The sequence below is a fragment of the Providencia sp. Me31A genome (assembly GCF_050487165.1).
Taxonomy (GTDB): domain Bacteria; phylum Pseudomonadota; class Gammaproteobacteria; order Enterobacterales; family Enterobacteriaceae; genus Providencia.
Genome location: NZ_JBKQGZ010000023.1, coordinates 37,514 through 58,898, shown reverse-complemented (window position 1 = coordinate 58,898; position 21,385 = coordinate 37,514). Strand labels below are relative to the sequence as shown.

The following is a 21,385-nucleotide window of genomic DNA, read 5'->3' as shown; positions in this document are numbered from 1 at the left end:
CTCTATCAACGCCACTCTGAGAATGACGTTTGTAGAAAGTTATCTTTGTTGCTATAGATCCGAACACATAATATTTTATTTGGATATACGTGACGTATATCTAAATATAAAAATAATATGCATTGAAAGTCCCTCTTTCCATCCCCATCTTGGTAACTGTTACATGGCGAAACAGCCATCTATCCAAACTAAATGAACTTCACCTATCTTAAAGGAAATGTAATGGACAATTTTAAAACTGGTGACCTTGTTTCTCTTAAGTCAGGAGGCCCAAAGATGACAGTTTTCGGCCCATCTAGTAACCTAGGCCCAAGCAATAGAGTTAGGTGCCAGTGGTTTGCTGGAAAAAAACTTGAGCATGGGGATTTCATGCCTGACTCATTAATGCCGGTAAAAAATGATGACAGCGAATGAGATTGCGTTATGGATGCAATCGCAACTTGAGCAAGAGGAATGCTTATACCAAGAAGATGTTGTCGATTTTCTTGTTAAGAATGCTCAAGAGAGTTTTTTAAAAGAAAATGCAGATGGTAACTTAGTATTAACTCCACTTGTGTTAAATGCATTTAAAAAACTAAATGCTAATACTGTCGTATGGGTTAGACCTGATTTATATTGGCGATTCAGAGTCGCTGAAGATGAAGATGGACGAGAAGCTAGAGGCTAAATTAATTCTACATAGCGAGGGTTATCCTCGCTTTTTTCAATTTCTCATATTGTCTTCTTGCCTAAAACATCCACTGGCAGAGATAAACCAGTATTTCAATTACTCCCCATCCGAGCACTGCACACACAAATCCAAGAAAAAGAAATATTCCTGGTCCGGGTAAGTTATTAAACATAATTACCACCTTGCTATTTACTATGCCTAGCCGCTTCAATCTCTCGAATGGCTTTTTTGTCTAAGTTACATTGCTCGATAACTGTTAGTAGCGACTCATTTATCAATAGAGAGTCACCCCAAGGAAATGTCTCAGGGATGTACTCAGGCAAACAATCATTGAGCAGATGGGCTGGGATGGGTACTAATGGAGTTTGAACGTATTCTATTCGCGTGATTGTGCAGCTCGACAGTAGCATCACGAGGAGCATCAATAGCAGCACACTTATCATCCACAATAACGGTTTTGATAATAGTTTTAACCGTTTCAGAAGCCACTGCTGCCGCGTCGCGTTCCCTAAGGTTATTTCGTGAGATTTCATTAAACGTTACCGAAAGTTCTAAAACGGTGGACAATATGAATTGATTGGCAGCAAGTTCATTTGATTTTTTATCAAACTTCTCACTCAGCTTGTCGTAATCATTCGCAACCCAGATAAGCCAAAACAGCAAAATGGCGCAAGCGGCCATTAATGCTTTAGTAAGCGTATTCATGGGTATGACTTGCGTGAGAGTTGGAAGTGAGGACCATCTTTAAAGCTTGTCCAGTTACCGCCCCACTCAATATCAATGCCTAGTTCTTCACCCGCCTGCAGCATAGCGTCAGCAACTAATTTGAACTTAGACCAATCATTCCAAGGGATTTCGCGGCCTACTAGCGGGGCGCAATCGACAGCATGTCCAGTTAAGTGCCGGCTATTCATGGTCTGGCTAGCACCATTTTTCACTAATTGGCGTTGTCGAGCTTCGGTTCGCTTACCTTCAATGACCATAAAATCAATACTGGTTAATTCAATGGCTCGACGGGTAACTTTAACTAGGTCAGGATGAACGCCTCGCAGATTTTCTTCACTGCGATTACTGAATTTGAATTTACTCATTTCTTCACCATAAAAGTAAAAGGCCTCTTAATTAGCAGCCAGATTGATTTGATTCGGGACATTAGCTTACTGATGACAACAACCGACATGATGTTGCCACCAGCCGATAAAATGACGAGGAAAATAACTGCATCAAATACCACATCAGATGGGGCTGATATGCGTTCGCCTGCCAAAGTTTCACCAATCTGGTAAACCCAACAGACAATTAATATATTGGTGACTATCGAATCTCTCGTTCTCTCATAAGAACAAAAAAACGCAATAATAGCCGATGCCACCATGAGAGCAATATCAGCAGCATCTAAAGGGTGAGCCTCCACCCAGCAAGTTATATTCGTAAAAATCGTTAAGAAGGCGTCCATCAGTTACCCCCTTTATTTCGCCAATCTTTAATGGCCTGTACGATACTGCTGAAGTTTCGGTCTATTGATGCTGCAATACGGCTGAACAACTTTCTAAGGTTGTCTTTGTTTGCAGCAAGCACCAGAACGGGGATTAATAACGCCGAAATAATAATGGCTGTAATCTTAGGGCTAATCTCCCATGACCAGACTTGAGCGATAAATTCAGAAGCCTCTTTAGCAATGAGGATCCCCGCACCGAGCGCCAAAATAAAATGGAATATTTTTCGCCGGTTATTATCTTTAGATGCAATGACGGAAACTGAAGCGCCAATAACTGCCCCTAGCACAACACCATAGTCGGCACCAATAAGGAAACCGCCCATAGCGCCACCGCCAGCAGCACCGAGGGTTATCCCTATTGATGTGCTCATAAATGATTTGTTCTCTTAACTGTTAATGAGAAGGCGTTTTACCTCTGCAGATAACCCGAACCGTATCACCCGTAACCGTAGTAATGTAAGCATGGTCAGTTCGCTTAATGTTAAATGCAGGGACACCCTCTTTCGTTGTGTATTCCAGTCGAGCAGCAATATCTGGATTATCAACAGCTGGATAAAACTCCAACCGGTACATATTTCCCAAATAATGTGACTCTTCAACTTTACGGCCTTCACGTTCAGTTATTAATTTAAGTGCGTACATGGTTACGTTCCTTAGTGCGTAGATAATAGAAATTCACCAGCTATAAAAGCTAGTGCAGTTTAATGAATTCAGTTAATATTTGAGTTAAGTTCAAATAACCACTAATACTAATAAGGATTAATACAGTATGTCTGTAAATAATGTGCTAGGCACCCCGATGACCGAGGAAGAGTATGCCCGTGAGTGGGGTTTTGATAGTTTGAATCATCAAAAAAATGGAGATTACAAATGGATGAGTACTTACATTCCAAATGATTCTATTGTGTTGGAAATAGGTTGTGGTTCTGGGCTAAGCACACTTAATATAGTGAGCCAAGCGAAGCAAGTATTTTCTATCGAAATAAATGATCATCTAATAAAGCAAGCTACACTATATTTAACCGAAAATGGCTATCCGCCCAAAGTCTTGAAGCTATCTGAAATAATAAATACTAATTTATCAACTCTAACTGAAAGAATTATTATCATTAATGCGGATATAAACGATCCATTTATTGAGCAGCTAGTTTTAAAAACAGAAATAAACTTTATTTGCTGTTGGTTAATTGGCGCAGCTCCTAAGCATGCATCTGATATTTTAGGTGTTTCTTTAGAAAACTTAGATATTGAGTATGCAGCTACATATCGAGAAACTATAACTAAAAAAGGTTTTTCACTATCTAAACTAAAACCTAACATCGGCTACAATGTAGTTATTAGAGCCCTTCCACAACGTGGAGTTAGTAAGATGGAATTAAAAAAAATAGTGATTGATGATCTTAATGAGCTACTTTTACTTCGTTTACCCCATACTCAAATTAAAGATAGGAAGACAAAGGTTGAAAGTAAAAGAATGCAATACATTACACAAGGCTCACAAAGCCAGCCTAAAGATATGTACCTATTTTCTACCCTATTATAGTTAAGCGTGGGGAAAAATTTGATTTCTATTATAAACAAAAAAACCTCGCATGAATGGCGAGGTCTTAAATTCGTTTACTGCCTTGCGTGTACAGCTTCGCGCAGCGTATACCAAAACTATAACTTCATTGTTCAAAAAGTCAATGGTTTATTCAGAATAATGATAATCTCTGTCAAATTCATCACACATTGGTCGATAAAGCATAAATTCAGCAATAGACAACCAAGCTTTAATTCGCCTTCTACACGTTGATAACGATATAGACGGCTTGCTTTCATACAGTTCAAGCGCTAATGCATAATAGGATTTTTTGTATATATAGTGCTGTTTCAATACATTTAACAACCCTTGTTCATGAGCAAAAACAGCGCTAATCACCCTATCCATTTTGCCACCTTCAATATCACTGCAGAACCACATATTGCTAAGTGTTTTTTTATCCTGGTACTCTTCCAAAAAAAGCAACAAGGTTTCTTCTGATAGCCCTTCCTTTTTCATTCTTCGCATTGCATCTTTAAGGGCTTTCTTGGTAATTTTCGGTTCCGCTAATAATCTCTGAAAAATGCCTGCAGCTTTAGGTGATTTGCTAAATGCAGACCAACAACCCCACATTGTTAATCGACCACGGATCCACGTACTTTCTAATGTTCGTAATCTTAAATGTTCACCGCTCTTGCCGCTTGTCTCTGGATAGATCATGCTAATACCTCAACTTCTTTATTTATTAATATTGCTAGACGCGACAAGCGCGTAATGCCATTACTTCAATTTTGGTTTGCTCGAGCAATTCGGCTTCAGTACCGTGAATTTGCTGCCACGTTTTAGGCGCTGCATGAAAACCAGTGTCATAGCTAGCACGGTGGTGAGGTGGACATAACGGCAATACATCTTTGTGACTAGCTCGTTGAGCCATACCCTGCCCTGCTCGCGTATGATGAATTTCTGCTGGCGATGCTCCATAACCCATATTGCGGCAGCAAATGCAGCCAAGTTCGGCTACATCTGATAGCCACTGTTTCTCTTCTTTGGTCTTTGATTTTTTGGTCATTGGTCTTGCCTCTAATTCATTAACTCTGATATTTCGCACGATTCCGAGCATGATCCTGACTCATACCCTTTCATTCCTCTTATAGTTGCAGCAATCTCCTCATATTCTTGCGCTGAATACATTTCAATGATGTTTTCTAAAGAAAGGTTTCCTCTGTACATAATTTTATTTTCTTGCTTCCTGCGTTCTACAGTCCTTACAGATTTACTAGTGATAACATCTAAGAATTGCTTAGCTAAATTCGGCTCATCACGAGTTGCCAGTGCAATCTTGTTCACGCCTTTCTTAATGCAAAAAACGCAATTACCAAGATGCTCTGGAATATCAAGATCAAATGATTGGTTCTTCCACCAGTTCAATACATCTTGTTTATCAAAGTTACTGATGTCAGCTAGGTAAGAAATGTGATCTCGATGTTTTAAGCGTTTGGGTTCATCGGCTCTTATACCAATCCATGTGTGATAATCATCACCAAAGTTTTCTCTGCAATATCGCTCAAAGGTTTCTAGCTTCATTGTTCTAGTGCAAAATGGACCATGAATGTACGGCGTACCATATTTGCTGCAAGCATCTACCCAAGGCTGTAGGTCATGACATATTTCATTAATGCTAATAACTTTATATGTATTCGCTTTCCCCAGTTGCGGATCAATCACAAGTCGCAGACACACAAGATCAATGTTCCAATTCTTAGCCACGTTACGAATAAACTCATATGTTTTAGGATGCTCAGCTCCCGTGTCCATAAATAAAAATTTCACATTAAGACTTTCTCTTTCCCCTATTTGTTTTAACAAATAAGTAAGATAGGCTGACGTTCTGCCACCTGAAAAACTCACAATGTGATACTTCTTATCTTTTAAAATTTCTAACATATTCCTTGCTCCAATTAGGTGAAATCGAGCAACTGAGCTGCAGCATTTTCAGCAGCTTCTTGTGTGGGGAATTTACGGAATAAAATGAAGTTCCAAAGCACATCGAGGGTTGATTTGTAGAGTTCGCCAAAGGCTAGGTCATCCATTTTAGCAAAGCTGATTGATTTGGCTACACGGCGTAGGCTACCGTCTGGCATTTCAAAAGTTTCATAATGGCCAGATTGCTCTACCACCCAATAGCGGAAAGCATCAAAGGATTTGGTTGCTGAAATATTGTGAACTCGTTTCTGTGCTACATCGTCTAGGTAAGCATCTGCAGCGGATTGGAGGGCATCGTCGTTATCAGTGTAGTAAGCGAGAAATTTAACATAACCACGCACCAATTCTTTTTCTTCAGGCGAAATGGTACCGCCGGTTGGTTCCCAGTATTCATACCCTAGATTGAGTAAAGCAAAATATTTACGATGGAAACGTGGGTTGCGAGCTTTCTTGAAATCAGCCGAAAGTACATCACCACATTTAATTTTGGAATGCAAAAAATCTCTCGCAGCGGGATTAGCCGGTACAAGAGTGTCGTTAGACATTTTGATAAAGCTATGCTGTGCCATACGTTTCTCTCAGTAGACACAGCAAGTGTTAAGATTGGGTGTTCAGACCAATGAATCGATTATATTTCAAAAACACAAAAAAACAAAGTTATTGCAAAGTATATAAATAAGCAGTTAATGAACGAATCTCCTGTTTTAATGTATTAATTTCATTATCACATTGACCTATTTGCCAATCCAATTCATCTCTTTCATCCTCTGCAAATGCTCCAGAATCAGGCAATCTAGCATAACTTTCAATGTATCCATCACGACGCTCTGAGCATTCCATAATTTTTTCCCTTAATCTATTTATAGAGGAATTAATATATTCGATTTTTTCTTCCTTTGAAGTATTGTAGATTCTAGCCATTTCCAAAGCTACCTTCCCCGACTCTAATAAGCCTGAGTATTTATTTTTAATGTCCTCATATTGTTTTATGTATACACCCAAAGCCGGATTTTTTATTACATTGTTATTATCATAGGTTTTCATGCTATTAAGTAACTTATAACTTAAATCATCATTTGATATATTATCTGACAACCTTTCCAACTCTTCTATTGATGAGTCATTTACATGAATTTTATCTAGTAAACTTGTAGCTTTAGATAAAAAAGATGATTGAGTGTACATGTTAAAAAATTTTATATTTTTATTTTTTATTTCAGTATTGATACACTCTAATGGACCTATAGTTTTTCCATGCTCTCTATACCACCAATCATTCTTCACATCATTTGTAACGAAAATTATGTTTTCAACTTTTTCATCACTTTCCACTTTATTTAAAATTTCAGTCCATAAATATAAATCGCCATATTTATCCTTATAATACACCCCGTCAAAATATGACTCAGATTCTTTTTTATCTTTTTCATCCTCCCAACCAGGTCCTATCTTAACTTTATAACGTCTCTCACCTTTCTTATTAATCCCATCAATTTGTTCTTGTGTTAAAGGCTCTGAGATTTTTCCCATAGATACAGTATCAATCCAGCTTCTAATATCATCAGGCTTACTAATTAAATCAGATTTAGATAATCTATTATCTATGCTTTCAGAAATAAAATTATTAATTTTTTTCTCTATTTCCTCTTTAAGATTACAAAGTTCAACATGCAATTGACTGTATCTATTCTTTATTGACCTTTGTGATTCATTACAAAAAACATCAATTACTTTTGTCGCAGTCATTAACTCCTGCTTAATTTCATTAAGGTTTTTCATAGATGAACTAATAACTTTAATTCTATTCCTTTGGTATTCTAAACAAATTTGGAATGGGAACCAAATTCTATCCTTTATGTTATTAACTACATTAATAAAATCATTTTTAGTATCTTCATCACATCTATATAAATTTAAAAAACAATTAGTATCAAAAATAAAAATAGTTTTATTACTTAAAAATGCATTCTTTTCATCTTCAGTTGAAACACCATAAAATCCTTTAAATTTATCTCGCATAATCAATTCACCAAAAAAATTATATTGTTAATTCAAGTTAGTTAATATTATCCTCAAAGAAAAATTATAATCAATATTAAATCACCAGTTTTAACTCATGCCAGCCTTGTGTATTCCAACACTCGGAACTACCACTGAGGCAACATTCCACTACCGGTAGTTGTTCATTACACTTTTTACAGTGCCTTCTATTTATTTCTGTAATTAATGATATAACTGAACGGTCATCAATTCTAATCAACATTGAAATATATTCAGCGATATCATAAGGCTCTCTTCCTGGTCTACGTAATGCGCAATTTCTTTGAAGCATTTCTAACTCTTGCTCATCAAGAAATAACTCTATTTTAGTAACACCTGATTCCTTTTGACGCTCACGCTGCTCGGCTTTGCGTTCTGCCGCTGTTTTTGCCATTGGTCTTTGCCTCTCTAAATTGACTTACTCATATATCGTTTTATTTCATAGCCAATCCATATCCCAACAGGAACGGAAACACCGTTACCAATTTGTCTATATGCATCTGTTTGGCTAACTGGAAACTCAAACCAATCAGGAACGCCTTGGAGCCTTGCGTATTCCCGTACAGTATATGGCCGAACTCCCATTGGAAAATTTTTATCTGCTACTAGTCGGGTACTTTTATCTTTCGCATAATGAGCGACACAAGTTGGGGCCAGATCCCCATTGTCGGGATTACTAACTATTGGTAAGTCCCTATATTCACCGTTCATTCTTGAATAAACTGATTTAGGGATACTTGTATCTGGCTCAATTTCTAAAATGTCTGCTAATTTAATAGGATTATGATTTACAGGCGGTTGAGGTGAAAAATGTTTTTTGGTACCAATAATAATTAATCTATTACGCTTTTGTGGTAACCAAGTTTCAGATTTGATCGGGCAAAATACATTAACGTAGTAATCAGGCATTTTCTGCATAGCTTCCATTACAACAGGAAAAGCACGCATCCCCGGAACGTTCTCAACCACATAGAATTCAGGCCTTGCAATCGCTAAATGTCGTAATGCATGTAGAAATAACTCATCACCAGTACGAACCCCATGAATATCACCAATGGTGCTGTACCTAGTGCATGGGTATGTGAATATCATTCCATCACATGAATCTTGTTCCAAAACCAACTCTTGTGCTATATCGCATTCTTTAATATGCCCACCTAAATTATGGCGGTATGTTTTACATGCAGATTTATCCAGTTCAAAAGCTTGCCCTATATTCAGTCCTGCTTGCAAAAGGCCTATATCCATTAGGCCAGCACCACTAAAGTAAGAATTTACTGTAATGCTCATCCCTGCCTCCTAATCAATGATGATGATTTCACGCTGATTGTTGCTACATAAATCATCACGCCCTTCGACTAAACTAAACCAGCGCAAAAACACACGCCCATCCTGAGCTACCGCTTTCCACATTTTCCCAACATAAACACCAGATGGTATTGAATTTGAATATTCAGCAAGTGAATTAAAATCTTTGCTACTCATTATTACGTGAGTATCATCAATTAAAATGTTTTCATGATTAGGTTGTGCCCAATGTTTCCCTAAAGGGTTAGTCATTAGTGGAATTCTATTTTTCATGCTTACCTCGTTAGTTTCTTCAGGGTGGCATTCAATCATGACCACTTGTTGTGTATCTCCATCGATAACGGCAATAAGGCTATTTGATGACTGGCAATGCTCATTCAGCCCATGAAGTGAGCATTTGATATCTTTAAAATTAAAACGGTCATGTGTTACGCTATAATCTTTCATAGGTCTATTGCCTTATATTCAGTAATTCATCCATAAACATTCTGTTCGAATTCCGGTACCACGACCTGCAGAAATACGGGCCTCTTTGGTTACCTTTCGCCAGCCTGATAATTCATCGTTATATAAATCTGAGTTATATCCACTAATAACCACTTTCCCCGAAACTGATTTAAGTGTTTGCAATAACTCATTATGTTGATCATTCGTCATTTCAAAGTTGTAATATCGATTACCAGCTACTCGTGATTCAGGCATATATGGCGGGTCTAGATAAAACAATGTGTCAGCCGTATCATGCTTTTTAATCAAATCCAATGCTGGCTTATTTTCAATAATTACCCCCTGTAAACGCTGGCAAACGGAAGACAAGTTTTTAGGATATTTAGCCCATAAATGAGAATATATTGAATACTCACGCTTACTGTCAGATTGAAACCCTGAATTACCGTTTAAACCGGCTGCAGAACCAAATCCCATACAAGCACGAACAACCATGCGTCGAGCTCTCTCTAATGGGTCTTCGGTGAACTCTTTTGCTAACATAAATTCGTCGCGAGAATAAGCTGTAAGCAAACAAGCTTCTTGTAACTTCATGTTTAATTCAGGGTCTCGCAGTACCTTGAATAGATTTACAACTTCACTATCTAGATCGTTATATACTTCCGCATAGCTACGATCTTTCTGCATTAATACACTAGCAACTCCGCCAAATGGCTCTACATAGCAGCGGTGATCAGGAAAATAACTTAATATCCACTTTGCTAAACGGAATTTTCCACCGTGGTACCGGATCACAGGATGCTTAATTTTAAGCTTACTCATACCTTCATCACCTCACGCCAATGATTTAACCTATCTCTAAAAAATTCCCGATGTACCTCAGGTGCTTTTTCAATTTCAACCAGTATTCGTTCCCTATGAATTTTTCGATTTTTCAGTTGCCGAATTAGCCGGCTAGCGAATAAATCAAGTTGCTCCAGTTCGCGATATTCTTCTGGCCATAAAGCACGGTTATGAGGAAGTCCATCAGGTAAATATTTACCTGACATAACTACCTCTTTTGGGGTTTCGGCTCTGGTTGATAGGGTGCTTTTGTTCTTGCCCTTGCTGCAGAATTAAAGCGTTCAATGTGGCACGGAGAATGGTCTAAACCATCATCAGGCAATATGGGGTGATTGCTCCGGACGAGTGACTCGCCGGTGATTGGGTCTTTAATTGTCATTTGGTCTGCCTCTTTAGCGCATATCATCGGCATATGGTCGTGCGTTGCCGATAACGTTGGTCGTTTTTATAAATAAAATTTCAGCTGTTATTTAATTATTCCTGTAGCCCCAAGGTTATTTTTATCTACAGAAATCTCAAAGTTCCCATCCAAATTTACAGTATTTATTACAATATCAGAGCGTTGTATTAAGATATGCAAATCATCATCGTTAGGCACGCTATGCACGCTTCTTCTGGTATTGTAAATCATTACGATAGGCACATTTAAATTACAAGATATGTTATTTAACTTATCTAATATCGCTGTCGTTCTTTCCGAAAAACTATTAAACTCATTTACATTGAGCGAACCATGTTTATCTATAACAATAAGTTTCAAATCCTTGTTTTTTAGCTTAGTGTCAGTACATAATTTATCTAACTGTTCCAGTGTTAAATCAGAGTTATCAGCGATTAGTATTTTATTATTACTATAATTTCCGAGTGTTTTCTTAATATCGTCTATCTTTTCTTTAGATAACTCTTTATTAATATCTTTATATGACACGCCAGTAATCATAGATGTGAAACATTTTATGAGCTGTTCCTTTGTTTCACTAAGCGTCACATATAAAACACTATTATCACGACTTACCATTTCAGTAATTCTCAAAGCTAACCTTGTTTTTCCTGATGATGGCAACCCAGTAATTGTAATTAAGCTTTTACCTTGAAATTCATTGATAATATCGTCCAGTGAAACTAAAGACTTTTTATTGATATAATTAAAATCCATAATGATTTCCTTTTAAAATGAACTTGTTAACTCTTGAGCTCTATGTTGTTTATTACTACTCTTTCCTTTAAATGACAGTCTTTCTGCTTCGCTTTGGCTAATATTTTTAATATACGAATTAACCAGTTGCCCGTAAGCTGTGCCAGTGTTGCCATCACGATTTAAACGAAGAATAATTTCCATCAGCGATTTATCTGCATTGTTGTTATAAACCGCATCACGGTATAAACCTATCCAAACATCACAATCTTGCTCAATTTGTCCTGTATCTCTGCTATCTGCAGGTGTCGGTCGTTTGTCTGCTCGTTCTTCCAGCTTACGGTTAAGCTGAGTAAGTAACAGGACCACACAATCCATTTCCTTGGCTAAGTTTTTTAAACCCGTTGTAATGTCACCGTAGGCAATATCGCGGCGCTCTGCTGGGGCAGCTTTGATTAATGTCAGATAATCCACAGCAATGAGCCCAATTTTCCCTTTAACTCTTTTTACCTTTCGACATTCAGCAATAATATGGTGCAAATCAACACCAGGAGTGCTATCGATATACATATTGGATTCTGCAATTTCTTCAGCTCTTGCTAATGCTCGAGCCATTTCCATATCATCATGCGCACCGGTATAGAATATATCTGCTGAAACACCACCCTCTTGAGCTATCATGCGCTCAATGATCCCTCTGTCAGTCATTTCAAGGCTGAATAACAATGTAGGTAATCTGTGATTTAAAGCAAAATGAGTCGCTACACGGTTGTAGAACGCGGTTTTGCCCATTTTAGGTCTAGCACCTACGACAATTAGAGATCCTCTTAGTGCTTGCTTGGGAGCCATTAAGCCATCAAGTGATTCGATACCTAAAGTAAAACCAGCGGCATTCGTCGGATCATCAAAACGCCTTTCAACTTCCTCAACCCAGTCTCCTACTACATCACGAGCTGGTCTAAGCCCCTTACTCTTACCTGTTTTAGCATGCTCAATGATGCTTGATACCACCTGCTGGACATTGGCCAGTTTATGATTTACTTCAAGGCCATCATTGGCCATCAACATTTCGACGCAAGTGTTGAGATTGTTAATCGCATAACGCTGTATAGCCTTGTCACGGATGATCCGTGCATAATTCACTATGTTTGCTGCTGTTGGTAACATACAAAGCTCAGCGACATAGGCGAAACCGCCAACTTTGTCTAAATCACCATTTGCTGTTAGCGCATCGCTCACTGTAATTACATCAGTAGGCTGGTTAGTTTTGATTAGCCTTACGATTTCCGAAAAAATTCGGTTGTGCGCCCATTGATAAAATGACTCGGGTTTTATCAGAGAAATAACTCGCTGACGCTTATCTTCGTCAGTGCTAATCATAAGGCCACCTAGCACAGCTTGCTCAGCCTCGGCGCTATTCGGTGGAGCAAAGATATTATTTGTCATTAGCGCGTTCCTCCTTGACTGCAACGTAGCAACGCTCAGTAATCAGGTAATCCAAATTCTTACGGCGCCATGTTCCACCACGTCCATTGTCTCGATCTTCCATCATCCACCGACAGTGGCTCCCAATGTACGATAAATAATTTACCCAGCGTTCCTGATTAAATTTAAATTTAATCCAGAAGCTTTTCAGTTTTCGCTTACGCTCATCAGTCAGAACTTTGACAGCTGGCATATCTGGTAAAATTTCGTGATATGAATCGATAATTTTTTCATAGTTCAATTTAATTTTTGACGATGGTTTGTTGTCGTCAGGTTCACCTGACGTACCATCAATAATCTCTGTAGTAGTCTCTGTAGTAATCTCTGTATTTGTCTCACGTTTAGAAGTGGGGGCTATCACTTCTGTATGTGGGGGCTGTCCCGTTTCAACGTACCCCCTATCACGTTTAGAAGTGAGACCTGTCACAGAAACAGGCTCTATTTTTGTTTGATTATTAATCAATGGGATAGAGTTTGTTATTTCATGAATACATTCAACAACTGGCTCAATAAATACCACATTGTTGCACGGACCACTTACTGTATTTATGGTGCGAAATTCAAGCGTAATAACACCTTTTGCCTTCAACCGTTTTATCGCTTCGGTAACTTCCCGCTTTGTAAAACCAAATTGATCCGCGAATGATTGATAACTACGTTGCAACTTATCGCTTTGAAACCGCTTTCGCCACCCTTGAAGTTCACCAGTAAACTCGTCCCGAATTTCCGCTGGCCGGTACCAGTAAATAATTTCTGAAAGCAATATGATCCCAATATTATCAGGCTTGCCACTTGGCATTTTGATGTGATGCCACCAGTTTGCAGGGATCACATTACCCGTTATGTTCATGCGCCCTATTTGATTAACGGTTTCTGTCATCAATGAATTATTCACTTTATACCCCCAGTGCGCGTGCAATGTCGCGACAAGCGTTCCGGTATTGCTCAGGCGTCAGCTTTTTTGAGAGCAGCTTTTGTTTTTGTTGTTCGTACTGTTCCCAAACGCTTAGCGCAGCTGCTCTTCTACCTTCGAAAACGTCTTCGACTTTCTCTCTGTCAGCAGGTTTTCCGTTCAACAAAAAACCATTGCGATAGGTTATTTTCTCAATTGTTCTTAACATTGGTCTTGCCTCTTGAATTAATGCACGCTGGTCTGGCGTGGTATCGCATTTAACGCAATGACTGCATTATTAATATGGTGTGACATGTCACGACCCTCTAATAAAATCTCGCTAATTGCCTCGGCAAATCGCTGTATTGCAATTGAAGCTAAGTAATTTTTCGTATCACCTCGAACCCGGGCGAGTCGTGAAGCCGGTAATGCAATTTCTATTGCCGGCATTAACTCAACTATTTTTCTGATAGATGCGGGGGAATCACCACGCAACCAACGAAATATCTGTTGCCGGTTATTATTAATCGCTTTCCAATCAGCCCTACCCGATTCGTCTTCAATCACATGCAAACGCCCTTGTGACCTGTTTTTTACAATACGTGAATAAGCACGGCTAACTTCAATAGCTACATGCTCTTGACCTTGCTCCGCCGCCCAGTCCTCAATTTCGGATCGGACAATATCGATATCAAAATTCATCTACTCGCGTCTCCTGTCGCAAAATTGATTATTAAGAATCAGTTTTTAAAATCGTTATTTGGTAATGTTATTTCATGTACCGTTTAGGATATAGAATTTGCATTTCTGTGATTTTTTCGCCATAAAATTTTACAAGCTTTTCAGCCAATTCTAATGAGGCGGCTTGAGCACCTCGCTCCAATCGGCTTAAATTTCCCACATCGCAATTAATTGCATTTGCAACTTCAGAAATAGTCAGCTGCTTTTCAATACGAATTCTTCTTAATGGTGTTTGCATAACCGCCCCTTAATTTTTAATGCGTACTGCGCATATTAACACACAATCAAATATGCGCAATACGCTTTGTGTGATACGCATAAATAAAGTTGAATAACAGAATGAAAATTGGAACAAAGATCAGAGAAATTCGCAAAAGTAAAGGAATGACAATCCTTGATTTAGCCACCGCTATTAATAGCGATGTGGGCAATATCTCTCGGCTCGAAAGAAATGTTCAAGGCTATAGCGAAAACACCTTGGTAAAAATTGCATCAGCATTAGGAGTTACTGTTTCAGAACTTTTTTCTGAAACCCCAACTCAATCAGATGATATTGAATATATTGGCAAAGTTCCATCAGGGATGGTCCAAGTTATAGGTGAGGCATTTCTTGGTGTTGATGGCGCAGTGGATATGATTGAATCCCATAATGGCTGGTTAAAGATATACAGCGATGACAAGGAAGCTTATGGACTAAAAGTCAGAGGTGATAGTATGTGGCCTCGGATACAATCGGGAGAATATGTCGTTGTTGAGCCAAATACAAATGTCAGGACTGGTGATGAAGTGTTTGTTAGAACTGTCGAAGGTCATAACATGATAAAGATTTTTAACAAAACAAGAGACGGTGACTACCAATTCACTAGTATTAATAATGCTCACAAACCAATAACACTAGAGCCTAGCCAAGTAGATAAAATGCACTACGTTTCGGCCATAGTTAAGCCCACGAAATATATAGACAAATGTGATAGAGAACAACCACTAACCCTTGTCCCTCCTTTAGTTAAATAAGCATTCTAGCCCTCCGTGCATATTGTACCGAGGGCTTTGTTTTGTTCATTATGATTTAATACTTCTAACTACTTGAGCTGCGTCGCGTAACGCACCTTTATGTAAGGTGTTTGTCACCTCTTTTCTATAGCGTTCTAGTTCATCAATTAACATTTCTTTAGTTATAGTTTCACTATTCATTAGTAACCGAATAGTTGCCTGACCTACCTCAGATACCACATGTCTTATTTTTTCTTCATCCAAGTTCATATACCACCTCGATTAAATTTCCCATTAGTTATTTAAGATTAATTTTCATTCAATTAATAGTAAAAATACAATATTAACCGTCCAAAAGGAAAATATTTTTATATAAGAATCATATCGATGCGAATAAAACCCTAATTAATTATGCCTATCACGCAAATATGCGCTTGACGCATATTCGTTTAATGCATATCATTGCATGCATCGAAACAAATACAGCAAGTGTTTTGATAGGTGTTCAAACCAAATTTAGTTTTGCTGTTATGTCGAAGGAGAACCAAAGCTCTCATCACGACCTTTCATGATTACCACGACATGACGGCAAATTTTTAGCAGTACCAGGGAAAGCTTATTTTTACAGAATGAAGGGCAAGACCAGACCATGACAGCTCGGAAAGACGGGCAACAAATTATAGACGTAAAAAAACCCACCTAAGTGGGTTCCTTTACCTCGGGTCGCCGACCAAAGCTAACCGAGAGTTCTACTAGCGCGACCAAACGCTAGAAGAGGCAAGACCAATGATAAATCACTGATCACCACTATTTTAAAGGAGCTGCTATGAAAGCACAACCTAAAACCCTAAGCGTTACTCTATATATCCACGCACAAAAGCAATTTGACGGTTCTTATCAATATAATACATACGCATTTAAGTCTGATGTGAAGTCAGGTTTTGGCTTTGTTATTGCTGAACACGTTATAGAAATTCCTTTTACAGAACCAACCAATGCAGAACTTGTTCAGTTAGAAATTGACGCGCTCAAAGCTGAGCAAAACAAAATTCTTGCTGATGCACAAGTTCAATCAAGTTTACTTGAAGACCAGATCCAAATGCTTCTCTGTTTAGAGGGCAAGCCTATTTCTAAAATTGATGAAGAAATCCCTTATTAAGAGGAAACATTATGAAATGCTCCTTATGCACAAAAGAATTAGAAGATAACGAGGCTTATGAATACAGAGGCTTCATTTCCTGCGGAGATCACTTTGATGAAGTTATCGAACGAGTTGACAGCAAACGACAAGATATTATCACTCGACACGATTCAATGTCTCGTCCATTAAAAGGGTTAGACATTAGACCTGATAACCCTATAGGTAAAGCTAACCGCGAGCTTCTTAAAGGAAGTATTGAGGTTAGTGGAAAAGAAACATACCTAGAAAAAGAATACCGTAACGGAATTTTATAAGAGGCAAGACCAATGACAACTTTTATCTGTGTATTTGAGCCTACGACCGAGGCTCGCACTAACAACGGCGCGGTGTCGTTAACAATCGCACTAAATGCCGCTAATGCTAAAATTGCTGCAGCGACTGCAATGATTAAACTATCTGAGGTTTTTCCTGATTCGATGGATAACTTCAACGTTGATGAACCTATCATTTGTGAAGACGCCGTAGGCTCCCCCCGCCCTGCACTCGATCAGTTCGATGAAAAATTTGCTATTGAAAATGAATTTGACGGTGAAAAATGGCAACCCATTAAATATAAAGAATTTAAAAAGCTTGCAACTAAACCTCGCGTAGCTGCTTTACTGATGTTCGGTAAAACTCAAATTACTGATAAAGAATACACTTTCACACTGAAGTATCTCAATGAAAGTACAGAGGACCCAAAAGTTCGAAATATTGCTACTGGCCTTGCAGAAATCACCAAGGTTTCACTAATGGATGCCGATGCAACTATGGAGATCGCTCAAGCTGTTTATGAACATGCTGACGATGAAGTCACGATTGAAGATGCAAAAGCTCTTGGTGAAAGCTGGTTGGAGGATGAACCCAAGGTTGATTCTTTACCTCCCAAAGAAATCATTGAAGAAGCACCAGTGCTTAAACGCGACTATGCCGAACTTGATATAGAAATCGCCCTCGCACTATTAGGTGATGTTGATATTAACCAAGTTAAAAGTGCAGACGTCCGTAAAGCCAAAGAACTTATTAACACCGATGATAAAGCATGGAAACGCTTATCAATGGATTTGCGCACATTCCCTAGTGTTCTAGATATCCCTCGTGAAAACATATTTGCACTAGTGACCGAAGCAAGAGAGAAACCAGAGCTATTCGATGATGCTAATGCCCGTAAAGCGTTTATTGATTCAAAACTTGGTACCAATAGCCCTAAAGTAACCTCACTCGGTAGTGGTCGTTTTGCTGTTGATAATTTAGATGCTAAGCCGGCTAATGATGAAACAACAAAAGAAGAAGCTGAACCGGTTAAACCAGAAAAACAAAAACGCTCGAGTAAGAAAAAAGATTCGCCGGCTAAAACAGAAAAAGAACCAGTGAAGGAAGTTGTTGTAGAAACCGAACAAGCTCAAGCGCCTGTTGTCAACCATCCAGTTGAGCCGGTAGTTGAGATTGCCAATGTTCAACAAGATGATTTTGAACAACGCGCAACTGTACTCGAGGAGGTTTTAGGGAATCATAACGACAACCTTAGCATTTGGAAGCGCGTACAACGCACTGACTCTCGATTTACAAAACCAATTGAGGGAATGGGCTTTATAGGTACTAGTATCAACGGAACCTATATGATCATGCGTGCAACGGAGATATTTGGTCCTATTGGTTCTGGCTGGAACTATGAAGTTATTGAAGAGAAATTAATAGACGGTAAACCCCTTACTGAGCCAGTTCTTGATGAACGCAATAAACAGGTTGCAACACGATTTCTACGAAACGGAGACGGCTCATTATTTTGTGAGAAAAACCATTCCGTAAAAATCAAATTCTGGTACATAACACCAAATGGCACACGTGCAGAATTCGAAAGCTATGGCGCCACTCCATACCTATATCAAACACAGTATGGTCTTAAAACTGATGGCGAAGTGATTAAAAAATCACTCACCGATGCAATCAAAAAAGCCCTTTCTATGCTTGGCTTTAGCTCTGATGTGTTTATGGGCATGCATGATAACCCTGAATATGTAGCAAGTAATAAGCTTGAGTATGAAATCAAAGCGGCCACAGACAACGCAGAAGATGTCACTCGCATTCGTAAAGAGCTAGATGAGAAATTCACTAAGCACACTGAAACCATGCGTAGTGCTGTCACACAGAATGAATTACGTGGCATTGCATCAGCCCTTACCCGTGAAATTGCAACGCATGCAAAATTAGCCAAAGAACGTGGCGACAGTGAATATGAAAAATATTTAAACGGCCGTCTGCGTCGATTAAAAGAAATTGAAAATGAGTGTTTAGACCAACTGAAACAAAAAGAAGAGGCAATCTAATGACCAAAACAACTGCTATTGCAATGGCTGCTGACTACAGCAAATTACAATCACTCGTCGAAAATGGTGAATTTACCGCCGAAGATATCGCCGATACGCTTCAAGGTATTGAAGGTGAGTTAGGCGATAAACTAGATGCAATCATGCTCTATGCTCGTAATTTAGAAGGGCAAGCAAAAACATTAGATGAAGAATCTAAGCGTTTAGCTGACCGTAAAAAATCATTCGAAAACCAAGTTAAAAGCCTGAAAAAATACGCATTAGATTGCTTGTTAACCACAGGCATGGATAAGCTAAAAACCACGAAAAACACCTTCACCGCTCGCGCAGGTGTCGTTCGGGTCATTATTGATAATGAAGATGCTCTCCCTAACGAATTAGTTGATGTTCAAACTATTACTGCACCTGATAAAAAACGCATTAAAGAAGCAATTGAAAACGGCATTGAAGTGCCTGGTGCGCACTTAGAAATTGGTGACCGTTCATTAATGGTTCGTTAATAACTATAGCGCCCAGTAATGGGCGCATTATCAGGAGATATTTTTATGGCCATGAAATTAGAAGTCATCATTATTCACGATGAAACTAACAATAAATGCAGCGTTGAGTGGTCTGTTGATACAACCGAACACACCACCAGCCAAGAAGAAAAAACGTTATCTATGGTTAAAAAAGCAGTCTTACTGCAACTTGGTTACCCAACATCAATAGCCGTTATTCACTAGTGTGACATGTCACGGGCGATTAATTATGAAAAATAATTTAGAGGATTTACATAACCACCTATTCATGCAACTTGAAAGACTTTCAGATGAAAGCATTAAGGGTGATGAACTCAAAGAGGAAATAAGCCGAGCGAAAGCAATGTCCGCAATTGCATCTCAAATCGTCAGTAATGGTCAATTGGCAATTAATGTCAAACGTATGGCTCGCGCAGGATACATAAGAGATGCACCAAAGTATTTAGAGGTTAAAGAATGAAGCGCTTTTCCTATACTGATGATATGTGCGATTGGATGCGTAAAAACTATTTATTACCACTAGACCAACTCACAATTAGTTTCAATAACAAATTTGGCACATCACGATCAAAGGATGCAATAAACGGGCTACGCAAACGACTGAAATTAAAAACAGGCCGTTCCGGAGTATTCACTAAAGGCCACACTCCTGCAAATAAAGGGAAAAAAGGATTAAAGGGTGCTAACGCAGGGTCATTCAAAAAGAACAATATACCTCATAATTACCAACCTATTGGTACCGAGGTTATTACTACTGATGGATACATTAAAGTCAAAATCGGACACCCTAGAAAATGGAAACATAAACATATTCTAGTATGGGAGGAACATAACGGCCCTGTTCCAAAAGGACATGTTATTAAATTCATCGATTGCAATCCATTGAATTGCAGCATTGATAATTTGATGGCTATTACAAGATCAGAACATGGAGTTATTAATCGTTTTTTCTCAGGTGCTTCCCCTGAATACAAAGATGCAATCTTACAATTGGCCAGAATAAAGATTGCGATTAGAGGTATAGAAACTAAGAGGCAAGACCAATGCTAAGACATTTTCATAGTAACCAACGACCGACTATTAAATTAACTATGCCTGATGGTTCTGTAGGATTTATAACAACAAGCGACCGCTGCTATGTTGTTTATGACTTACCCAAAAACATCAAAATTGAACCTGTAAAAGAATCTCAGCCTAAAGGGAAAGTATTATGATGTATGCCTTGTTCCTGTTAATTTGCAGCGGTGCGGACTGTTTGTATAAACCATACGGCTATACATACCCCGATGAGCAAAACTGTTTGATTGATAAAGACACTCTAACCCAACAAGGTATTCTGTCTGAGTGTTACCCAGTTGATACGATTATTCGAGCCAATAATTGATTAAGCATAATCAGTTTTATTTTATATTTATTATTAGCATGGTGGTTTATTCAAAACCAATGAGTAACCACCATGAGAAAGCCACAATTAACCCCTTGGATGCCCGAGGGAAAATTATTAACTGAGTTTGATATTAAGTTAGGCAAGTTAGCTGCAAGTGTAAAAAATAGACCATGCACTGAAGCTGAAATAAAACATGCTTGTGATACTGCAGATAAGATTATTTTATCGATAATGAGGCAAGACCAAAATGGCAACAGAAAGCGCTTGCGTAGAACGCAAAACAAAAAAAGAAGAGACGAATACCCCTAAAAAGAAAGTATACGACGATGATGATATGTTAACTATTCAGGAGGTATGTGCGCTAATAGGAGGCATCAGTTCAAAAACTTTAGCCGACTGGAATAATACTCATC

Annotated in this window: 38 protein-coding genes; 14 read left to right on the top strand and 24 right to left on the bottom strand. The window is 38.5% G+C overall.

Annotation, left to right across the window (positions count from 1 at the left end):
- The first annotated feature begins 192 nt into the window (after positions 1-192).
- Both ACLPIE_RS17970 and ACLPIE_RS17965 read left to right on the top strand, forming a co-directional pair.
- A complete protein-coding gene (locus tag ACLPIE_RS17970; protein WP_306804853.1) occupies positions 193-414 on the top strand; it encodes a YodC family protein in 222 nt (73 codons plus the stop codon).
- On the top strand, positions 398-667 hold the full coding sequence (locus ACLPIE_RS17965) for a DUF6953 family protein (protein WP_430263061.1): 270 nt from the start codon (positions 398-400) through the stop codon (positions 665-667). The genes ACLPIE_RS17970 and ACLPIE_RS17965 overlap by 17 nt, the downstream gene beginning before the upstream one ends.
- Positions 668-855: 188 nt before the next feature.
- Here ACLPIE_RS17965 and lysC read toward each other — a convergent pair whose 3' ends face one another.
- From lysC to ACLPIE_RS17935, 6 genes are read right to left on the bottom strand one after another with little or no spacing between them, the layout of a single operon-like run.
- A complete protein-coding gene (lysC, locus tag ACLPIE_RS17960; protein ID WP_430263080.1) occupies positions 856-1,080 on the bottom strand; it encodes an Rz1-like lysis system protein LysC in 225 nt (74 codons plus the stop codon).
- Positions 998-1,375 (bottom strand): hypothetical protein, encoded by a 378-nt coding sequence (locus tag ACLPIE_RS17955; protein WP_430263081.1) that lies wholly within the window; start codon positions 1,373-1,375, stop codon positions 998-1,000. Before ACLPIE_RS17955 ends, lysC begins: the two co-directional genes overlap by 83 nt.
- Positions 1,372-1,761 (bottom strand): M15 family metallopeptidase, encoded by a 390-nt coding sequence (locus tag ACLPIE_RS17950; RefSeq protein WP_430263060.1) that lies wholly within the window; start codon positions 1,759-1,761, stop codon positions 1,372-1,374. Before ACLPIE_RS17950 ends, ACLPIE_RS17955 begins: the two co-directional genes overlap by 4 nt.
- A complete protein-coding gene (locus ACLPIE_RS17945) occupies positions 1,758-2,126 on the bottom strand; it encodes a hypothetical protein (protein ID WP_279778078.1) in 369 nt (122 codons plus the stop codon). Before ACLPIE_RS17945 ends, ACLPIE_RS17950 begins: the two co-directional genes overlap by 4 nt.
- Positions 2,126-2,539 carry a putative holin gene (locus ACLPIE_RS17940; protein ID WP_147675574.1) on the bottom strand — a complete coding sequence of 138 codons (414 nt, stop codon included), beginning with the start codon at positions 2,537-2,539 and terminating at the stop codon, positions 2,126-2,128. Before ACLPIE_RS17940 ends, ACLPIE_RS17945 begins: the two co-directional genes overlap by 1 nt.
- Positions 2,540-2,561: 22 nt before the next feature.
- A complete protein-coding gene (locus ACLPIE_RS17935) occupies positions 2,562-2,810 on the bottom strand; it encodes a hypothetical protein (protein ID WP_272685444.1) in 249 nt (82 codons plus the stop codon).
- A 127-nt stretch (positions 2,811-2,937) separates the two neighbouring features.
- Here ACLPIE_RS17935 and ACLPIE_RS17930 point away from each other — a divergent pair, with 127 nt between their 5' ends.
- Positions 2,938-3,711 carry a hypothetical protein gene (locus tag ACLPIE_RS17930; protein ID WP_430263059.1) on the top strand — a complete coding sequence of 258 codons (774 nt, stop codon included), beginning with the start codon at positions 2,938-2,940 and terminating at the stop codon, positions 3,709-3,711.
- A gap of 147 nt (positions 3,712-3,858) precedes the next feature.
- Here the strand turns inward: ACLPIE_RS17930 and ACLPIE_RS17925 are convergent, their stop codons facing one another.
- The 17 genes from ACLPIE_RS17925 to ACLPIE_RS17845 form a co-directional block, all read right to left on the bottom strand.
- The gene (locus ACLPIE_RS17925; RefSeq protein WP_430263058.1) at positions 3,859-4,410 is read right to left on the bottom strand and encodes a DUF1133 family protein; all 552 of its coding nucleotides are present in this window, start codon (positions 4,408-4,410) and stop codon (positions 3,859-3,861) included.
- Positions 4,411-4,444: 34 nt separating this feature from the next.
- Positions 4,445-4,759 carry a Ref family recombination enhancement nuclease gene (locus tag ACLPIE_RS17920; protein WP_430263057.1) on the bottom strand — a complete coding sequence of 105 codons (315 nt, stop codon included), beginning with the start codon at positions 4,757-4,759 and terminating at the stop codon, positions 4,445-4,447.
- A gap of 11 nt (positions 4,760-4,770) precedes the next feature.
- The gene (locus ACLPIE_RS17915) at positions 4,771-5,634 is read right to left on the bottom strand and encodes a phosphoadenosine phosphosulfate reductase domain-containing protein (protein WP_430263056.1); all 864 of its coding nucleotides are present in this window, start codon (positions 5,632-5,634) and stop codon (positions 4,771-4,773) included.
- A gap of 14 nt (positions 5,635-5,648) precedes the next feature.
- Positions 5,649-6,242, bottom strand: a complete 594-nt coding sequence (locus tag ACLPIE_RS17910; RefSeq protein ID WP_430263055.1) for a DUF1367 family protein — start codon at positions 6,240-6,242, stop codon at positions 5,649-5,651.
- 88 nt (positions 6,243-6,330) lie between these two features.
- Positions 6,331-7,692 carry a PIN-like domain-containing protein gene (locus tag ACLPIE_RS17905; RefSeq protein ID WP_430263054.1) on the bottom strand — a complete coding sequence of 454 codons (1,362 nt, stop codon included), beginning with the start codon at positions 7,690-7,692 and terminating at the stop codon, positions 6,331-6,333.
- Between the two features lie 76 nt (positions 7,693-7,768).
- Positions 7,769-8,107 (bottom strand): hypothetical protein, encoded by a 339-nt coding sequence (locus ACLPIE_RS17900; RefSeq protein WP_430263053.1) that lies wholly within the window; start codon positions 8,105-8,107, stop codon positions 7,769-7,771.
- Between the two features lie 14 nt (positions 8,108-8,121).
- Positions 8,122-9,003: a DNA cytosine methyltransferase gene (locus ACLPIE_RS17895; RefSeq protein ID WP_430263052.1), complete on the bottom strand. Its 882-nt coding sequence runs from the start codon at positions 9,001-9,003 to the stop codon at positions 8,122-8,124.
- Positions 9,004-9,012: 9 nt separating this feature from the next.
- Positions 9,013-9,468: a hypothetical protein gene (locus ACLPIE_RS17890; RefSeq protein WP_430263051.1), complete on the bottom strand. Its 456-nt coding sequence runs from the start codon at positions 9,466-9,468 to the stop codon at positions 9,013-9,015.
- Positions 9,469-9,486: 18 nt separating this feature from the next.
- On the bottom strand, positions 9,487-10,290 hold the full coding sequence (locus ACLPIE_RS17885) for a DNA adenine methylase (protein WP_226693451.1): 804 nt from the start codon (positions 10,288-10,290) through the stop codon (positions 9,487-9,489).
- Positions 10,287-10,517, bottom strand: coding sequence for a hypothetical protein (locus ACLPIE_RS17880; RefSeq protein ID WP_004912060.1), 231 nt, complete (start codon positions 10,515-10,517; stop codon positions 10,287-10,289). The genes ACLPIE_RS17885 and ACLPIE_RS17880 overlap by 4 nt, the downstream gene beginning before the upstream one ends.
- A gap of 2 nt (positions 10,518-10,519) precedes the next feature.
- Positions 10,520-10,723 (bottom strand): palmdelphin, encoded by a 204-nt coding sequence (locus tag ACLPIE_RS17875; RefSeq protein WP_430263050.1) that lies wholly within the window; start codon positions 10,721-10,723, stop codon positions 10,520-10,522.
- 54 nt (positions 10,724-10,777) lie between these two features.
- Positions 10,778-11,467 carry a gas vesicle protein GvpD gene (locus ACLPIE_RS17870; protein WP_226693449.1) on the bottom strand — a complete coding sequence of 230 codons (690 nt, stop codon included), beginning with the start codon at positions 11,465-11,467 and terminating at the stop codon, positions 10,778-10,780.
- Positions 11,468-11,479: 12 nt separating this feature from the next.
- Positions 11,480-12,892: a replicative DNA helicase gene (locus ACLPIE_RS17865; RefSeq protein ID WP_430263049.1), complete on the bottom strand. Its 1,413-nt coding sequence runs from the start codon at positions 12,890-12,892 to the stop codon at positions 11,480-11,482.
- A complete protein-coding gene (locus tag ACLPIE_RS17860; protein ID WP_413242854.1) occupies positions 12,882-13,826 on the bottom strand; it encodes a hypothetical protein in 945 nt (314 codons plus the stop codon). The genes ACLPIE_RS17865 and ACLPIE_RS17860 overlap by 11 nt, the downstream gene beginning before the upstream one ends.
- Position 13,827: 1 nt before the next feature.
- Positions 13,828-14,052 carry a hypothetical protein gene (locus ACLPIE_RS17855; RefSeq protein WP_226693447.1) on the bottom strand — a complete coding sequence of 75 codons (225 nt, stop codon included), beginning with the start codon at positions 14,050-14,052 and terminating at the stop codon, positions 13,828-13,830.
- Positions 14,053-14,069: 17 nt separating this feature from the next.
- Entirely contained in the window at positions 14,070-14,525 is a 456-nt protein-coding gene (locus tag ACLPIE_RS17850) for a toxin YdaT family protein (RefSeq protein WP_226693446.1), read from the bottom strand.
- 67 nt (positions 14,526-14,592) lie between these two features.
- Positions 14,593-14,802 (bottom strand): helix-turn-helix domain-containing protein, encoded by a 210-nt coding sequence (locus tag ACLPIE_RS17845; RefSeq protein WP_004912081.1) that lies wholly within the window; start codon positions 14,800-14,802, stop codon positions 14,593-14,595.
- Between the two features lie 101 nt (positions 14,803-14,903).
- Here ACLPIE_RS17845 and ACLPIE_RS17840 point away from each other — a divergent pair, with 101 nt between their 5' ends.
- Positions 14,904-15,578 carry an XRE family transcriptional regulator gene (locus ACLPIE_RS17840; protein ID WP_166264695.1) on the top strand — a complete coding sequence of 225 codons (675 nt, stop codon included), beginning with the start codon at positions 14,904-14,906 and terminating at the stop codon, positions 15,576-15,578.
- A gap of 48 nt (positions 15,579-15,626) precedes the next feature.
- Here the strand turns inward: ACLPIE_RS17840 and ACLPIE_RS17835 are convergent, their stop codons facing one another.
- Complete coding sequence (locus ACLPIE_RS17835; RefSeq protein ID WP_004912086.1) at positions 15,627-15,827, bottom strand: hypothetical protein; 201 nt, start codon at positions 15,825-15,827, stop codon at positions 15,627-15,629.
- Between the two features lie 556 nt (positions 15,828-16,383).
- On the opposite strand from ACLPIE_RS17835, the gene ACLPIE_RS17830 reads away from it, so the two are divergent.
- The 10 genes from ACLPIE_RS17830 (at position 16,384) to ACLPIE_RS17785 (ending at position 21,281) form a co-directional block, all read left to right on the top strand.
- Entirely contained in the window at positions 16,384-16,716 is a 333-nt protein-coding gene (locus ACLPIE_RS17830) for a hypothetical protein (RefSeq protein ID WP_430263048.1), read from the top strand.
- 11 nt (positions 16,717-16,727) lie between these two features.
- Positions 16,728-17,012, top strand: a complete 285-nt coding sequence (locus ACLPIE_RS17825; RefSeq protein WP_430263047.1) for a hypothetical protein — start codon at positions 16,728-16,730, stop codon at positions 17,010-17,012.
- A 12-nt stretch (positions 17,013-17,024) separates the two neighbouring features.
- On the top strand, positions 17,025-19,064 hold the full coding sequence (locus ACLPIE_RS17820) for a hypothetical protein (protein ID WP_430263046.1): 2,040 nt from the start codon (positions 17,025-17,027) through the stop codon (positions 19,062-19,064).
- Entirely contained in the window at positions 19,064-19,564 is a 501-nt protein-coding gene (locus ACLPIE_RS17815; protein WP_272576962.1) for a siphovirus Gp157 family protein, read from the top strand. The genes ACLPIE_RS17820 and ACLPIE_RS17815 overlap by 1 nt, the downstream gene beginning before the upstream one ends.
- A gap of 45 nt (positions 19,565-19,609) precedes the next feature.
- Positions 19,610-19,789 (top strand): hypothetical protein, encoded by a 180-nt coding sequence (locus ACLPIE_RS17810; RefSeq protein ID WP_374447358.1) that lies wholly within the window; start codon positions 19,610-19,612, stop codon positions 19,787-19,789.
- Positions 19,790-19,814: 25 nt separating this feature from the next.
- On the top strand, positions 19,815-20,045 hold the full coding sequence (locus tag ACLPIE_RS17805; RefSeq protein ID WP_430263045.1) for a hypothetical protein: 231 nt from the start codon (positions 19,815-19,817) through the stop codon (positions 20,043-20,045).
- Entirely contained in the window at positions 20,042-20,635 is a 594-nt protein-coding gene (locus ACLPIE_RS17800; protein ID WP_430263044.1) for an HNH endonuclease signature motif containing protein, read from the top strand. Before ACLPIE_RS17805 ends, ACLPIE_RS17800 begins: the two co-directional genes overlap by 4 nt.
- The gene (locus ACLPIE_RS17795; RefSeq protein ID WP_430263043.1) at positions 20,629-20,799 is read left to right on the top strand and encodes a hypothetical protein; all 171 of its coding nucleotides are present in this window, start codon (positions 20,629-20,631) and stop codon (positions 20,797-20,799) included. The genes ACLPIE_RS17800 and ACLPIE_RS17795 overlap by 7 nt, the downstream gene beginning before the upstream one ends.
- Positions 20,796-20,969, top strand: a complete 174-nt coding sequence (locus tag ACLPIE_RS17790) for a hypothetical protein (RefSeq protein ID WP_374447350.1) — start codon at positions 20,796-20,798, stop codon at positions 20,967-20,969. The genes ACLPIE_RS17795 and ACLPIE_RS17790 overlap by 4 nt, the downstream gene beginning before the upstream one ends.
- A 72-nt stretch (positions 20,970-21,041) precedes the next feature.
- Positions 21,042-21,281, top strand: a complete 240-nt coding sequence (locus ACLPIE_RS17785) for a hypothetical protein (RefSeq protein ID WP_430263042.1) — start codon at positions 21,042-21,044, stop codon at positions 21,279-21,281.
- The last annotated feature ends 104 nt before the right edge of the window (positions 21,282-21,385 follow it).